Source organism: Bacteroides sp. AM37-9 (assembly GCF_003603455.1).
Lineage (GTDB): Bacteria > Bacteroidota > Bacteroidia > Bacteroidales > Bacteroidaceae > Bacteroides > Bacteroides xylanisolvens.
Map to the genome: position 1 here is coordinate 328,096 of NZ_QTNF01000001.1, position 16,259 is coordinate 344,354.

General features: G+C 40.6%; 12 protein-coding genes. 9 read left to right on the plus strand and 3 right to left on the minus strand.

The window, feature by feature from the left end; genetic code table 11:
• The first annotated feature begins 42 nt into the window (after positions 1-42).
• From DW862_RS01090 to DW862_RS01100, 3 genes are read left to right on the plus strand one after another with little or no spacing between them, the layout of a single operon-like run.
• Positions 43-417, plus strand: coding sequence for a DUF3244 domain-containing protein (locus DW862_RS01090; protein WP_008642914.1), 375 nt, complete (start codon positions 43-45; stop codon positions 415-417).
• Positions 418-425: 8 nt separating this feature from the next.
• Positions 426-1,448, plus strand: coding sequence for a thioredoxin domain-containing protein (locus DW862_RS01095; protein WP_241149267.1), 1,023 nt, complete (start codon positions 426-428; stop codon positions 1,446-1,448).
• A 27-nt stretch (positions 1,449-1,475) separates the two neighbouring features.
• Complete coding sequence (locus tag DW862_RS01100) at positions 1,476-2,366, plus strand: hypothetical protein (protein ID WP_087317090.1); 891 nt, start codon at positions 1,476-1,478, stop codon at positions 2,364-2,366.
• Positions 2,367-2,506: 140 nt separating this feature from the next.
• On the opposite strand, the gene DW862_RS01105 is transcribed toward DW862_RS01100, so the two are convergent.
• The 3 genes from DW862_RS01105 to DW862_RS01115 form a co-directional block, all read right to left on the minus strand.
• A complete protein-coding gene (locus tag DW862_RS01105) occupies positions 2,507-3,121 on the minus strand; it encodes an FKBP-type peptidyl-prolyl cis-trans isomerase (protein ID WP_087317092.1) in 615 nt (204 codons plus the stop codon).
• Between the two features lie 11 nt (positions 3,122-3,132).
• On the minus strand, positions 3,133-4,674 hold the full coding sequence (locus DW862_RS01110; protein ID WP_087317094.1) for a glycine--tRNA ligase: 1,542 nt from the start codon (positions 4,672-4,674) through the stop codon (positions 3,133-3,135).
• Positions 4,675-4,777: 103 nt separating this feature from the next.
• The gene (locus tag DW862_RS01115) at positions 4,778-5,284 is read right to left on the minus strand and encodes an HU family DNA-binding protein (RefSeq protein WP_004314067.1); all 507 of its coding nucleotides are present in this window, start codon (positions 5,282-5,284) and stop codon (positions 4,778-4,780) included.
• Between the two features lie 232 nt (positions 5,285-5,516).
• Between DW862_RS01115 and DW862_RS01120 the strand changes: the two genes are divergently transcribed.
• The 6 genes from DW862_RS01120 (at position 5,517) to DW862_RS01145 (ending at position 16,250) form a co-directional block, all read left to right on the plus strand.
• Positions 5,517-6,662 (plus strand): DNA-binding transcriptional regulator, encoded by a 1,146-nt coding sequence (locus DW862_RS01120; protein ID WP_009039776.1) that lies wholly within the window; start codon positions 5,517-5,519, stop codon positions 6,660-6,662.
• 108 nt (positions 6,663-6,770) lie between these two features.
• Complete coding sequence (locus DW862_RS01125) at positions 6,771-7,958, plus strand: S9 family peptidase (protein ID WP_118407404.1); 1,188 nt, start codon at positions 6,771-6,773, stop codon at positions 7,956-7,958.
• Positions 7,959-8,126: 168 nt separating this feature from the next.
• Positions 8,127-11,276, plus strand: coding sequence for a TonB-dependent receptor (locus tag DW862_RS01130; RefSeq protein WP_120067119.1), 3,150 nt, complete (start codon positions 8,127-8,129; stop codon positions 11,274-11,276).
• Positions 11,277-11,288: 12 nt separating this feature from the next.
• The gene (locus DW862_RS01135) at positions 11,289-12,923 is read left to right on the plus strand and encodes a RagB/SusD family nutrient uptake outer membrane protein (RefSeq protein ID WP_004299618.1); all 1,635 of its coding nucleotides are present in this window, start codon (positions 11,289-11,291) and stop codon (positions 12,921-12,923) included.
• A gap of 19 nt (positions 12,924-12,942) precedes the next feature.
• Positions 12,943-14,640: a DUF5018 domain-containing protein gene (locus DW862_RS01140; protein WP_049702276.1), complete on the plus strand. Its 1,698-nt coding sequence runs from the start codon at positions 12,943-12,945 to the stop codon at positions 14,638-14,640.
• 41 nt (positions 14,641-14,681) lie between these two features.
• Positions 14,682-16,250, plus strand: coding sequence for a glycoside hydrolase family 26 protein (locus DW862_RS01145; RefSeq protein ID WP_008024323.1), 1,569 nt, complete (start codon positions 14,682-14,684; stop codon positions 16,248-16,250).
• Positions 16,251-16,259: the final 9 nt, after the last annotated feature.

Below are 16,259 nucleotides of genomic sequence, written 5' to 3' on the forward strand. Positions count from 1 at the left end.
AATGCTGTACTTTTGCTGAAAATCAATAACAATAAAACTATTATGAAACGAAATCTACTTTTATTCACATTCATGGTTCTTTGCTCTAGCTTTATCTTTTCAATGCCATCAGACACAAGAAGACAAATAAAGATGAAAGTTAGACAACCGATAGAGCATCGCTCTACTAATCACCTTGATCCGGCACGAGTTTATGTCAGTAATTCATTATTAGAGATTGAATTTGAGAATCCATCCAAAGACGTAACAATCACAATAATTAATTCAGAAACAGGACAAACAATCTATCAGGAGAAAAGTACATCTTTAGAAAAGTACAGACTCATTGATTTATTTGGAGAAGATAAAAGTGCTGAATATACTCTTGAGATATCATCGTCTTCGTGGTCCGCAACAGGAGTATTTACAATAGATTGAAGTACACTATGAGACTTATTCCATACTACATATCAGCCATGCTGATGGTGTTATTCTATGCATCTTGCAACTCCCATCAAAGTTCCAAAGGTACCGAGAAAGATATAATAGCTGAATTTGATGGAGAAGCAATATATGCCAGTGAGATAAACACAATTATAAAACAAGAGCTTTACGACGAACTTTGCAGAATTCATGAAATCAAAAAGAAAGCTCTTGAGCAATTGATAAATGTCAAACTACTACAGAAAGAAGCCAATAAGAAACAGATGACTTATCAAGAATATATAGACGATTATGTAAACGCTCAAATAGAACAGTGCGGAATAGATTCTCTTTTAAAACGGTACAGGCTAGAATCAATTACAGAATTTCGAGGAAAAAGTATATATAGCGTAGCAATAGATTCTCCTACCGGTAAAGCCACGCGCTCATTTCATTTGAAAGGAGCTATTGTCAACGATTTACTGGACTCACTAAAAAGGAATAAAAAGATAACTAAATATCTCTATCCTCCAAAGAGTCCAAGAGTTGACCTTGATAACCTGCATACCTACTACAGGGGTAATCTAAAGTCAGAAGTCTCTGTCATTATAATATCTGATTTTGACTGTGAATCATGCATTAATGCTCATTCTCTTCACAATTCAATATATGAAGAATATAAAGATAAAGTGAAATTTGGATATATCCACTATTCAACAATACCAACATTTGCTGAAATAGCAAGTGACGCAGCGAACAAGCAAAATAAGTTCTGGGAATTCCAAGACTCATTATATGCATATAGAGGATATATTGATTCTACAACTGTCTTCAAAATAGCTCACAATATGTCTATGGACATAAACAAATTGCAAAAAGACATAGCAAGTAACGCCGGGAAAAAAGCAATTGAATACACAATCAATCAATTAGTACTTCTTGGTGTGTATGCAACACCGACACTTATTATCAATGGTCGCCTAATCGTTGACACCAATTCAAAAAAAGAAATCTGTCATCTTATCGATGAAGAACTATCAAAATAATATTATTAACAATTAAAAAAATGTATTATGAGGAAAATTATCTTTTTATGTTTCTGTGCCTTATTGGCATCTTGTTCTTCAGATGAAGGATTACAAGATATAGGCACAAATGGGAAAGAGTTGGCAAACATGATCAACGACTATGAACTTGTATTAAAAGGTTATTCTATCGATGAATTAAAAAAAGAAAAAGATGAACTAACCCCAACAACACAAGAAGAAACTGTTGCAGAGCCATGGCTTATTAAAGCCATACAGGATTCTATTGCTCAAATCCAATTCTCCTATAACAACCACACAAGAACAGATGCAGGAGCATACACAAGAGCAGCTCCCCTGGAGGGAGTTTTTAAGTATGAAACCTGTGGGAGATATCGTGAATTTGTATACCATATGGATTGTGAAGATGGTGGAGACACATATTCAACAGGAAATATAGGAGCAACTAGAGTAGATGGAAATGGGAATGTAGAGTTTCACTTTTGTGTCATACCTGCAGGCTATGCAACGGGTGGAGTATTAGCATTTTATCTACCAAATTTGTATGCGCAGAATATGCATGTAGTTAAGCGGCATCACGATAATGAAGACCATAATAACAAAAATCATATTATAGACAATGCAGGTTTAGCCTCATTTGGTCCAAATTATTTCAATAACAACACCGGTTTCTTCTGGCTATTCGGAGGGGGGACGCGCTCTGATAAATTACCTTTCAAATTTGGGGTAATTGGGACTGCTCCATTGCCTGGACCCCATAATATTTTATGGATTGATGATGAAAACGGGAAAAATGCCAATCAGGCTATTAGGTGGAGCGAATCAAATAATGCTAAAGGGGTTGATTTACCAGCAGAAAAAAGTTTTTATGGCCTTACTCCTGGCAGAAATACAATATACGAAATAATTCAGATTTAGAAATAATTCATAGAATAACAATCATATCTAAACCAATACTATATAAATAATGAGTCCCTTATTCTAATCCTTTTCCATAGATGAAATAGGATTAGAATAAGGGAACTTTATTTTAATAAATTCCAAATGATAATAAGTGATTATTTTTCGCACTTTAACATTTGAATATCAAATACTAAAGTTGAATAACCTAAAATAGTAATCGAAGAACCTTTTGGAGTATAATCGCTACTACCATAACCATATTTCCATGGAACATACACTTCCAAACGTTCACCAATTTTTCTTCGTTGCAATACCTCTGACAAACCAGTCGCAAGCCCATTAACCGTTAAGTTCGCAGTTCTTGAAAAATCAATGCTAGGATTCGCTTCAGTAAAAGAGCCATTAAACACTTCCCCTATAAAGTTATCTTGTTTATCAACATAACCACCAGTATTACCCCAAATGATATAAGAACCTTTATAATATACAGTAACCTCATCTGTTGCCCGCGGGATAATATCTTGAATCACTCCATCACCCACAGGAGTTTTCTTTTTAAAATAGATAGGAACTCCAGGATATGCAATCATATGAATAGAATCCAACTGACCACGTGTAGCGATATTTGCATGAGCATTGGCTATTGAATCTATAAAAGCTTCATTACGTGCCTGCCAGTTATCATATTTGCCCGTCTCTTCCGTCTCACTGCAAGCAGTGAATGCAAGAGCCAACAATACTAAGGAGAATAAATAGATCTTTTTACTCATTCGTCAAAGGTTTATTGTAAAGTTTTCAATAGAGAAGTGATGCTTACTCTGTCTGCAATAATGTTATTCAGTTCAGAGATAGCTACACGCTCTTGTTGCATGGTATCACGGTTACGCAATGTCACGCAGTTATCTTCTAATGTTTGATGATCGACTGTCACACAGTACGGAGTACCAATTGCATCCTGACGGCGATAACGCTTACCGATACTATCCTTTTCGTCATATTGGCAATGGAAGTGGAACTTCAGGCTGTCAATAACCTCGCGGGCTTTTTCAGGCAGACCGTCTTTCTTTACCAACGGCATAACTGCCAGTTTCACCGGAGCCAAAGCAGCAGGCAATTTCAGAACCACACGGCTTTCGCCATTCTCCAATTGCTCTTCGCAATAAGATGCGCTCATGATGCTAAGGAACATACGGTCAACACCGATAGAAGTTTCGATTACGTACGGAGTATAAGACTCGTTCAGTTCCGGATCGAAATATTTGATGCTCTTGCCGGAGAACTTCTCATGTTGAGACAAGTCGAAGTTAGTACGAGAGTGGATACCTTCCACTTCTTTGAATCCGAACGGCATCAGGAATTCGATATCAGTAGCAGCATTTGCGTAGTGAGCCAGTTTATCGTGATCGTGATAACGATAGCTTGCATCGCCAAATCCAAGAGCTTTATGCCATTTCAAACGGATTTCTTTCCATTTCTTGAACCAGTCAAGTTCAGTTCCCGGTTTTACAAAGAACTGCATTTCCATCTGTTCGAACTCACGCATACGGAAGATGAACTGACGGGCAACGATCTCGTTACGGAAAGCCTTACCAATCTGTGCGATACCGAAAGGTACTTTCATACGCCCCGTCTTCTGTACATTGAGGTAGTTTACAAAAATACCCTGTGCAGTTTCCGGACGAAGATAAATCTTCATGGCTCCTTCGGAAGTAGAACCCATTTCAGTAGAGAACATCAGATTGAACTGACGAACTTCTGTCCAGTTCTTAGTACCGGAGATCGGGCACACGATTTCTTCATCAATAATGATCTGGCGTAATTCTTCCAAATCTCCATCGTTCAGAGCTTTAGCAAAGCGAGTGTGAAGTGCATCACGTTTTTCCTGATGCTCCAATACACGTCCGTTGGTAGAACGGAATTGAGCCTCATCAAAAGATTCACCGAATCTCTTGGCAGCTTTCGCTACTTCTTTATTGATTTTATCGTCATACTTTGCCAGCTGATCTTCGATCAACACGTCAGCACGATAACGTTTCTTAGAGTCTTTATTGTCAATCAAAGGGTCATTGAATGCGTCTACGTGTCCGGAAGCCTTCCAGATAGTAGGATGCATAAAGATGGCAGAGTCGATACCGACAATGTTCTCGTGCAACAGCACCATGCTGTCCCACCAGTATTTCTTGATGTTATTTTTCAATTCAACGCCCATCTGACCGTAGTCATACACAGCGCCTAGTCCGTCGTAGATATCGCTCGAAGGGAATACGAAACCATACTCTTTGCAATGCGATACAAGCTTCTTAAAAACGTCTTCTTGTGCCATTTTCTTTTCTATATCTATTAATTTGAATTTGCTTTTTTCGTAAAAAGTGCCACAAAGATAGGGATTTATCTCATAAATAAGACAGGGAGGGTATTAATTTATCTTATTCCTGAACTTCTTCCTCGATTTCCGGTGCCACCATACGGTCATATTCTTCCCGCTCCTGCTCCCGGTCCGCTTTCTTCATTTCTTTGGTCAGCATCTCTTCGGGCATATACAGATTAAAAGGAATACGCATGCATTTCATTTTTTTCACTTCCCGGCTAAATTCAGGACAAGCCACGAAATAGACACGTGAAACGGACACCTTTCCTGGGGTTACCTGTTCGGGGCGTTCAAATCCCGGACTGGTCAGTGACGTATGGAATGTGCCAAGTCCTTCGATAGTAACCGGCTGTCCGATAGACAACAGACTACGGATAGCATCAACCATTTCCGTCAATATACCATCTATCTGCCCGCGATGAAATCCACTCCGTTTTTCCATGTACTCGGCAAATTCTCTATTCCGAATCGGATCTATCAGTTTTTTGGGTACACCATACCATAATTCTTTTCTTTCTCCCGATGTTAAATCGGCTTTTTTTCTCACTACATAAGGCACTGCCATCGTTTATACTCCTTTCTTTTTTCGTTTATACTCGCGTTCTATCTGACACCCGGGTGTCAACACCATTGAGACCCGGGTGTCAAGCATACCAACACCCGGGTGTCAGTGCTCATGAGACCCGGGTGTCAGATAAGTGTTGGCTGCAACAAAATTAAGTCTTTATTGCGAGAGAACAAAAGAATTCTTCTATATTTGTGCATCCCTACATTATACTAAAGAAAAACATAGAACTATGATTAAGATTCTTCTATTGATAGACTATTCAAGCGAATTTGACAGGAAACTGCTACGGGGACTTGTCCAATACTCCAAAGAAAACGGCCCCTGGCTCTTTTACCGACTACCTTCTTATTATAGCGCAATGTATGGAGAACAAGGTATTTTAAGATGGGCGAAAGAATGGAAAGCCGACGCCATTATCGGTCAGTGGAACAACGATACGATCGATTTGCAGAAGGAGCTGAATATTCCGGTAGTACTACAAAACTATCATCACCGGAGCGTCACTTACTCTAATCTGACAGGTGATTATAAAGGTACGGGAAGAATGGCAGCCCAGTTTTTTGCCAAACGGATGTTTCGAAACTTTGCTTATTTCGGCGTTAAAGGGGTGGTTTGGTCTGACGAACGCTGCGAAGGGTATCGGCAGGAAGTGAAACGTATCGGAGGCGAATTTTTCAGTTTCGAATCGGATAAGCAGGAAGACGAGATAAGAATGGAGGCGAGCCAGTGGTTGCAGCAACTCCCCAAGCCAGTCGCCCTATTTTGCTGTGATGATGCGCACGCCCTATTCATTTCTGAAACTTGCAAAATGACGAATATTCCTATTCCGGAAGAAATTGCTTTATTAGGCGTGGACAATGACGAACTGATGTGTAATATTTCCGACCCTCCCATTTCATCCATAGAGCTCGAAGTAGAAAGAGGCGGATATTCTATCGGCAGACTTATTCATCAACAAATAAAAAAGGAACACGAAGGTACTTTCAATATTGTTATCAATCCTATCCGCATCGAATTACGGCAATCTACGGAGAAACACAATATCAAAGACCCTTATATTCTGGAAGTAGTGAAGTATATAGAGTCTCATTACAGTTCCGATTTGACCATAGAGTCTCTGCTTGCAAACATTCCGCTATCCCGCAGAAACTTCGAAGTGAAATTCAAAAACGCACTGAATACCTCTATATACCAATATATTCTGAATTGCCGGTGTAATCATCTTGCAGATCTACTGCTCACAACCGACCGTCCATTGGCCGATTTAGCAATGGAAGTAGGCTTTACAGACTATAATAACATTGCCCGGATTTTCAAGAAATTCAAAGGATGTTCACCTATTGAATACCGGCAGAAAAAGACTAGACAAAGATAAAATAAACGCTTTCTGAAGACTGTTTTTCGTTTTGACATTAAGATCATTCATGAGAATGACCTACCTTTGTTTTCATACCTTTCGAAATACATTTTAGATATTAATACTATGCAAAGACATACCATAAGAGGAAAAACAAGAACAATTATCTATCCTATTATTATTTATTGGGGGATCACCTCAATAATGGGGTGCAAAAGATTAGAGATTAACCAGACAAAAAGAAACTGGGAGAAGCTATCCGCCTACTTTACCCCACCACCACTGTATCAGGAGAAATTTGGAACTTACCGCAATCCTCTTTTATTTTACAATGGAGATACAGTCAAAAACGCAGACGACTGGCTAAAACGAAGAAAAGAAATAAAAGACAAATGGTTGAACCTGATCGGTCATTGGCCGGCTATCATCACCAATCAAAAACTGGAGATTATAAAAACCACAGAACGCGAAGATTTCAAACAACATTTAGTGCGTTTTTATTGGACTCCTCTGGAACAGACTTACGGCTATTTACTGGAACCAAATAAGAAAGGAAAACATCCTGCCGTTATCACAGTATTCTACGAACCGGAAACAGCTATCGGATGGGGAGGAAAAGCTAATAGAGATTTCGCCTACCAATTAACCAAAAGAGGATTCGTTACTCTCTCATTAGGAACTAGACAGACCACCAAAGATAAGACTTACTCTCTCTATTACCCGACTATTAACAACTCCACTATGCAACCTCTTTCAGTACTTGCTTATGCGGCAGCCAATGCATGGGAAGTATTAGCCAGAGTCGAAAGTGTCGACTCTACCCGAATTGGTATCATGGGACACTCTTACGGTGCTAAATGGGCTATGTTTGCTTCTTGTTTATATGAAAAGTTTGCCTGCACCGCCTGGAGTGATCCGGGTATCGTCTTTGATGAAACCAAAGATAATTATATCAATTATTGGGAACCTTGGTACTTGGGGTATTATCCCCCACCCTGGAAAAAGATCTGGAGCAACAACGGCAATAACTCTTCAACAAGTGTCTATGCCAGACTATGTAAAGAGGGGCATGATTTACATGAACTCCATTCTTTATTGGCTCCTCGCCCATTTCTCGTATCAGGAGGTTATTCTGATAATGTAGACAGATGGATTCCATTAAATCATTCTGTCGCAGTCAACCGACTTTTGGGTTATCATCATCGAGTGGCAATGACGAACAGGCCCAAACATGATCCTACTCCCGAATCAAACGAAACTATATATAAGTTCTTCGAATGGTTCTTAAAAAGAAAAACGCCAAAAGAAGATTAACAATGCATTATTCTTCGTTTTTTGAAGATAGTTTTTCGTTTTTGCCACCGCACATGTCTTTGAAACAGAATACTTTTGTATCATTAACTAGTTAACCGGTCTAAAGAGACTATTGTTAGAAATTAAAATTTCAAATCGACGATCTAATATTTAAAAACTTATCATGCAATGAAGAAAATCAGATGGAATCCAAGGTTAGTAACCTCGTTGTTTATTACTCTTTTAATGTGCACTCTCGATTGTCTTGCACAAGAAGTAATAAAAGGGTTTGTGAAAGATGGTAATGATGAACCATTACCTGGCGTATCTGTAGCTGTCAAGGGTGCAACGAATGTCGGTACCATTACAAATGTTGACGGAAAATATAGCATTAATGCCCATAAGAATGACGTATTGGTATTCTCCTATATCGGAATGGTCAGTCAGGAAGTCAAAGTAGGTAATAAGACGAATATCAATATCACTCTTAAAGAAGATGTTTCCTCGCTGGATGAAATCGTAGTGGTAGGCTATGGAACTCAAAAGCGCGGTAGTCTGACCGCCGCCATATCTACTGTCTCCGATAAAGAAATCCTTAAAGCCCCAACCATGGGAATCAGTAATATCATCGGTGCACGTGTTGCCGGTATTTCCGCCGTACAAGCCAGTGGACAACCCGGTGCGGATAATGCCTCCTTGTCCATACGCGGGCAAAGTGGTATTATCTATGTTATTGACGGCATCAGAAGAAGCGCAAGTGACTTCAACGGACTCGATCCGAATGAAATAGAATCTGTGTCTGTATTAAAGGATGCATCAGCCGTAGCCGTTTATGGTCTGGACGCAAATGGAGCATTCATTGTCACAACCAAAAAGGGACAAACAGATAAAGTCACCATTAGCTATACAGGTACTGTGGGCATCAGCCAGAATGCAGAAGAACAAGAATGGCTCGACGGACCGGGATATGCTTATTGGTACAATAAAGCCCGTCTTCTACAAGGTGATACGGAAGTGTTTACTGTCGACATGGTGCGCAAAATGCGCGAGGGTGTCGACGGATGGGGAAATACCAATTGGTACGATAAAGTATATGGAACCGGTGTTCGCCAACATCATAATATTTCAGCATCAGGAGGAAGTGAAAAGATTCGTTTCTTCACATCTATCGGTTATCTGGAGGAAAAAGGAAATATAGATAAGTTCAAATACCGTCGAATGAATCTTCGTTCTAATATCGACGCACAGCTGGCTAAAGGACTTAGTCTGTCATTAGGTGTTTCGGGGCGTATAGAAAAACGGGATGCTCCCAAATTTTCTGCCGATCCGGACGATTGGATGAATATTCCCCAACAGGTATGCTACGCTTTGCCATATGTACAGGATACTTATGAATATAATGGGAAAATATACGATGTTTCAACCCCGACTTCCGGTTCTCCGGTAGCTCCTATCGCATCCATATACGATTCAGGATATAACAGGTCCAACCAATCATATATGCAGTCTAATTTCAGTCTGAAATACGACACACCTTGGCTTAAAGGATTAAGTTTAAAATTTCAGGGAGCGTACGACTTAGTTCATGGGATGACTAAACAGTTGACCAAGCCGAATGAAGTCATGATTATGGATTTACCTAATGCAGCCACTACCACACTCACCTACCATAAGGACTACAGTGTGTTGAAAGATACACCTATATTATCCGAATCGGCATCACGCGCCCAAGAGTTCACTACGCAAACCAGTATCACGTATGATAACAAATTTGGAGATCACTCGATCGGAGTATTATTGCTGGCCGAAACACGGGAACGTAATAGCAACAATCTCGGTGTAACGGGAACCGGATTAGATTTCATTCAGTTGGATGAGTTGAACCAAATCACAGGATTCACCAAAGAGGGGAAAGAGCAACCTGCTAAACCTTCGGGGAGCAGCAGCCAGACACGTGTAGCCGGTTTTGTAGGTCGTTTGAACTACAATTACGCTGACAAATATTATTTGGAGGCTTCACTACGCCACGATGGTAGTTATCTGTTTGGTGGTATGAACAAACGCTGGGTCACCCTGCCCGGTCTCTCTCTTGCCTGGAGAATCAATAATGAAAAATGGTTTCATGCTACTTGGGTAGACAATCTGAAATTAAGAGCAGGTATTGGAAAAACTGCAACCAGCGGTATCCAGCCTTTCCAATGGAGAAATACGATGAGCACATCCCCCAATTCTGTAGTAATAGGCGGAGCCAGTCAAACAGCTATCTATCCGTCCGTATTGGGAAATCCCAATTTGACATGGGCGCAATGCCTCAACTATAATATCGGAGTAGATGTAACTTTATGGAATGGATTATTAGGAATGGAACTGGATGCTTTTTATAAATATGAATATGACAAATTATCTTCCGTAACCGGTTCGCACACTCCTTCCATGGGAGGCTATTATTTTTCAACTGCAAACGTAAACAAAGCAGATTATAAGGGTTTTGATGTCACTTTTACACATCAGAACAGAATTGGAAGTTTCAGTTATGGAGCCAAATTAATCTGGTCATACGCATACGGAAGATGGCTCAAATATGCAGGTGACTCTGAAAATACACCGGAATACAGACGACTGACCGGAAAGCAAATCGGTTCGAAAATGGGATTCATTGCCCAAGGATTGTTCCAGAGTGAGGAAGAGATAGCCAACTCCGCTACCATGCCCGACCGACCGGCTTATCCCGGATATATCAAGTATATGGATAGAAATGGAGACGGTATTATAACCGTCAATCAAGATCAGGGGTATGTAGGTAAAAGTTCAAGACCGACCCACACAGGTTCTTTCAATTTATTTGGTAACTGGAAAGGATTCGATTTTGATATTTTGGCATCATGGGGGCTTGGCAGCGATGTTGCATTAACCGGAGTATATACGGCAACCGGTTCATCCGGAATCCAAAGCGCTACGGCCTTCACGCGTCCATTCTATCAGAATGGCAATGCACCAGTCTATCTGGTGGCAAACTCCTGGACACCCGAAAATACAAATGCAGAGTTCCCTTGTCTGGAAATCAATCCGAGAAGTTTGAATAACGGGCTGGCCTCCACATTCTGGTATCGTAACGGAAACTATTTGAGAATAAAAACAGCGCAAATAGGATACAATTTCCCTAAAAAATGGTTGAGTCCATTGGGAGTGGAAGCTCTTCGCCTCTATGTTGAGGGATACAACCTTCTGACTTTCAGCGCTGTGTCCAAGTACAACATCGACCCGGAATCTCCAGCTGTAAACAATGGATATTATCCGCAACAAAGGACTTATACACTTGGAGCTAAAATCACATTCTAAAATATACGCTATATGAAAAAGTTATGTATTAATATATCACTCTTCTTTATGTTGCTGACTTTAAGTTCGTGCAACGACTGGCTGGATGAAGTAAAACAAACGACTACCGTTAGTGATGAAATCATCTGGCAAGATGAAACCCAGGTTGACAAATATGTGAATAGTTTCTACCCCCTCCTGCATGATTACGGTCAATTCGGGGAGGCCCAATTCTACGGAAGTTTTACAGAAAGTCTGACTGACGCATTTAAGTATGGTTCATATACGCTGGGACACAGAGCCGGCCATCCTAATCTTTATGTACTAACACCGGATGCTATCTCTCCGGATAACTGTCTATACAGTATCTGGCTACGTTCAACAGCATACAAACAGATCCGAGAAACAAACCAATTTCTATCTCTACAAAGAAAATATTCCGAATTTTCAGCAGACAGAAATAAGCTTTGGGAAGCTCAAGTACGCTTTTTCCGTGCATTTGTATATTTCCAGTTAGCCAAAAGGCATGGAGGTGTCATCTTGTATGACGATCTGCCGGTATCAACTAATAAAGCCCGCAGCAGTGCTGAAGAAACCTGGCAATTCATAGCCGACGATCTTGATTTTGCAGCCAATAATTTACCCAAGGAATGGGATGCGGCAAATAAAGGGCGTATCACCAAAGGAGCAGCCTATGCACTGAAATCGAGAGCAATGTTATATGCCAAACGTTGGCAGGATGCCTATGATGCTGCTAATAATGTAATTGCACTCAAATTATATGGTCTGACGGACAAATATGAAGATGCATGGAAAGGGAATAATAAAGAAGCGATTCTGGAGTTTGATTATGATGCTGCCAACGGGCCTAATCATCTTTTCGACCGATATTATGTACCACAATGTGATGGTTATGACAATGGTTCAACAGGAACTCCTACCCAGGAAATGGTAGAATGTTATGAAAGCAAAAATGGAGAAAAGATAGACTGGACACCCTGGCATGGCATTACTGATGAAACTCCTCCATACGACCAACTGGAACCTCGCTTCGCCGCAACTGTAATCTATAGAGGATGTACCTGGAAAGGGAAAAAGATGGATTGCAGCCTTGACGGAAAGAATGGTGTGTTTATGCCTTACCGGGAACAGGGTACTTCATACGGCAAAACCACAACCGGTTATTTTTTAAGGAAATTGTTAGATGAAACGCTGACAGACGTCAAAAATGGGAAAAGCGCCCAACCGTGGGTTGAAATTCGCTATGCAGAAGTTTTATTGAACAAAGCGGAAGCAGCTTATCGACTCAATAAGATCGGGGAAGCCCAAAGTGCAATGAATGAGGTACGCGCCAGAGTAAAAGTAAATTTACCGGGTAAATCCTCTACAGGCGAGGCTTGGTTCAAAGATTACAGAAATGAAAGAAAGGTTGAACTAGCCTATGAAGGTCATTTATTCTGGGATATGCGTCGTTGGGAATTAGCCCATATTGAATACAACAACTATCGCACACATGGCTTTAAAATCATTGGTGCTACCAATACATACGAATATGTTGATTGCGACGGACAGGACCGCAAGTTTATAAAGAAATTATATGTCCTTCCTGTACCGTCTGAAGAATTGAAGAATAACTCATTGATTGAGCAATATGATGAATGGAAATAACAATAAAACTCTTAGAACAATGAAAAACAAAATTATATCAATCATCCAGGCATTAGTTCTTCTATGGGGAGTAACTAGTTGTCACAGTCCTGAAGAGTTGGGTTCTGACATTCAACGCGAAGGTATCAACAGCATCACTGCATCGTTTCCGAACGATGACAGCAGCGAAAACAGTTTCAAAGGTGAGATAGATTATACCAATCATTCAATCACATTTGTTTTCCCATACAATTATCCCAAATTGTCGGATAATGTATTGCCGACCTCTGCACTAAAACGGGTAAGATTGAGTGCCAGTTTAGCGAATAATGTCAGTGTAACTCCACCATTACTTTATATGGATCTTACCCAAGACAACTATATCACAGTGAAAGATCAGACCTCCGGGACTAGTACCGAATTCAAAGTAATAGGTGAAATCCGTAAGAGCAACGAATGTAGCATCACCAAATTCGATATTCCTGCCATAGGGCTATTGGGAGTCATTAATGAAAACGAAAAAACAATTTCATTAGTAACCATAGATAATGTAGGGGAGCAGATAGCTAACATTGATATCTCACATGGAGCAACATGCAGTCCCAATCCCGAAACAGAAGCACTAGACTATGAACAAGAACAGACCATCGTCGTCACAGCACAGAATGGCATAGATAAAGCAACATATACGGTAAAAAAAGATATTCCGCAAAAAACTGTTGCAGGTATTCGCCAAGGAAGCGGTAAGCTATTATGGTCTAAAAGACTATCTGAAATAAGCGGTATTCTGCTACCGGGTAAAGTAACCGGACTTGCAGTAGTCGACAAATATGTTGTCATCAACGAACGTGCCAATGATCGTGCCATTTACTTAAATAGCCAGACCGGAGAAATAGCAGGTTCTATGGATATCAGCCAATTTGCCGGTGATAATTCAAACTTCCATGCAACAGCAGATCGGGGAAATAATATTTTATTCTGCAGCTATACTCCATCAGGAGGTACTTTCACCGTATGGAAAGCTAATGGAGTGAATGAGAAACCACAGAAATATATTGAATATAAAACTGGCACTAATATAAGATTTGGTTGGAAGATCTCTATCCAGGGAGATTTGGATGCCAATGCCCTTATCACAACTCCGGTATTCCAAAAAGATAGTAAAGTACAATTCGCCCGCTGGCGTGTCATAAATGGTACTTTACAATCACAAAGTCCGGAATTTGTCATTATGAGTTCCTCTCTGCTGACTTCAAACTGGATTAAATGGGCGGATGTGATTTATGCTGATGACACCGACACTCAAAGTGACTATTTCTTGGCCAGCCATGTCACAGACACTTCTGCCAAACGCTATTTCTACTGGTTTAAAGGAACAGACAATAGCATAAAAGCGGCAAATACAGGTGCTCCGGGTAACACAATTATCAATGCCGTAGACTATGCCGTGTTCAACAAAGTACCTTATGTCATTTACAATCATGTAAATAGTTTCAACTATGCCGTAACTGGTTCTGATGCTGTCCGTATGTATGACCTTAGCAGCGGTTCATTCGATAACCAGATAGTAGTATGTCCGGACAAGATATATGGAGGTCGCGAGAATTCCGGTCAGAACACCGAAGGAACCGGAGATGTCGTATTTAAAGTTGCCAAAAATGGTTATTATCTATACGTTTATCTCGTATTCTCTAATGGAGGTATCGCCTGCTACCAATATGACTGTATTGATATGTAATACAAACAACCAGTAATCAACCTTATAATATACCACTAAATATGAAATTAAAAAATTTATGGTTAATAGCAGTTGCAATACTCATATACGCTTGCAATGCAGAAGAAACGAGATCATGGGAAGTTACTTTTGATCCAAACAAGCCCAAAGATCCAAATGAACAAAGCATTATTAATGTGGCGGCAGGCAAATTCTATAAAATGAATGTTGTAGCCAACAATGCCTACGCTGATAAAGCCCCTCTCGATCCCTGGACATCCGGCACCAAACTGACGGATGAGGAGACCGGTACCCTCTCGACTAAAAACAGAGGAGTCGGTTGGGATGCACAAACTGTAGAAGTAATAATTGATTTGGGATCATTACGCAGTATCACAGAAGTATCAGTACATGCTATTTCCGATCCGACATCACAAATTGTATTCCCTGCTCAAATAGAAGTATCAACCAGCAAGGACAAAAGCCAATGGGAAAAAGCAGCCTCACCAATTACCTATTCCGACAGCAACGGAAAGTCGGACGCTTGGGGAAAAACAGACTTTAGTAATGTAGCATGCAGATATGTGAAAGCGACTCTCAAATCTTCAGCTTCCACCAGTACGATGATGCTCATCGACGAAATCAAGGTAATGGGAGAATTTCATAATGACATGAAGTACGTCCCCGAAAAAGGATGTTATCATGGAGCATTCCCACCATTATACGGATTCGATCCGGAAGACCGCGAAGGAAGTACTGACCAGTGTGCCGTTGCCTTATTTGAAAAATTGGTGGGAAAACAACTATCTATGATCTTATGGTATCAGAATATGGAACCGGGACGAAATTTCAGCGAAATGCAAACAGTACGTGAGAAATACTGGGGAAAAAACTATCAGGGCAAATACCGATTCTTCCTTTACGGATGGCTGCCCGTCATTCCCACCCAGCAAATGGCAAATGGCGAACTTGACGATTTTCACAAATCATACTTCGCCGAAGTGGCTGCCCAAAAAGTACGTGACATGGGACCTATCTGGTTCAGACCAGCCAACGAAATGAATGGAAGCTGGACTCCGTATTACGGAGATCCCACAAACTATGTCAAGGCTTGGAGACGTATGTATAACATTGCAGAACAGTTGGGTGTCACTGCCTACAATGTCTTCGTATGGTCACCCAACAGTGTAAGCATGCCGGGTACGGAAGCAAACGCAATGAAAAACTATTATCCAGGAGATATGTATGTAGATTGGCTGGGAGTAAGCTGTTATCCACCATCGCTTAGTGCTACTTATCCGGAAGAAAGAAGATATCCGCTCACGCTGATGCAAGGAATCAAGCAGGTATCGGCAGACAAGCCTATCATGATTAGTGAAGGAGGATACTCCAGTACATGCGACCACCAGAGATGGGTAAGAGAATGGTTTAAGCTGAAGGATGAAGAGCCACGTGTCAAGGCCGTCGTATGGGAGAATCACGAAAATGCAGAGAATGGTGACCGCCGTCTGCAAAGTGACCCTCTGGCACTTGAACTGTACAAGGAACTCGTCCAGGATCCTTACTGGCTTGATCTGATCCCGGATGCTGTGTATAGTGAAATTGAAACAAGAAAGAATAATTCAAAATAATCAAAGACA

Bases quoted from the DNA above. Each gene is read 5' to 3' on its own strand.
- DW862_RS01135 (WP_004299618.1), top strand. From the start codon at position 11,289: ATGAAAAAGTTATGTATTAATATATCACTCTTCTTTATGTTGCTGACT.
- DW862_RS01120 (WP_009039776.1), top strand. From the start codon at position 5,517: ATGATTAAGATTCTTCTATTGATAGACTATTCAAGCGAATTTGACAGG.
- DW862_RS01090 (WP_008642914.1), top strand. From the start codon at position 43: ATGAAACGAAATCTACTTTTATTCACATTCATGGTTCTTTGCTCTAGC.
- DW862_RS01140 (WP_049702276.1), top strand. From the start codon at position 12,943: ATGAAAAACAAAATTATATCAATCATCCAGGCATTAGTTCTTCTATGG.
- DW862_RS01145 (WP_008024323.1), top strand. From the start codon at position 14,682: ATGAAATTAAAAAATTTATGGTTAATAGCAGTTGCAATACTCATATAC.
- DW862_RS01095 (WP_241149267.1), top strand. From the start codon at position 426: ATGAGACTTATTCCATACTACATATCAGCCATGCTGATGGTGTTATTC.
- DW862_RS01110 (WP_087317094.1), bottom strand. From the start codon at position 4,674: ATGGCACAAGAAGACGTTTTTAAGAAGCTTGTATCGCATTGCAAAGAG.
- DW862_RS01130 (WP_120067119.1), top strand. From the start codon at position 8,127: ATGAAGAAAATCAGATGGAATCCAAGGTTAGTAACCTCGTTGTTTATT.
- DW862_RS01125 (WP_118407404.1), top strand. From the start codon at position 6,771: ATGCAAAGACATACCATAAGAGGAAAAACAAGAACAATTATCTATCCT.
- DW862_RS01115 (WP_004314067.1), bottom strand. From the start codon at position 5,284: ATGGCAGTGCCTTATGTAGTGAGAAAAAAAGCCGATTTAACATCGGGA.
- DW862_RS01100 (WP_087317090.1), top strand. From the start codon at position 1,476: ATGAGGAAAATTATCTTTTTATGTTTCTGTGCCTTATTGGCATCTTGT.
- DW862_RS01105 (WP_087317092.1), bottom strand. From the start codon at position 3,121: ATGAGTAAAAAGATCTATTTATTCTCCTTAGTATTGTTGGCTCTTGCA.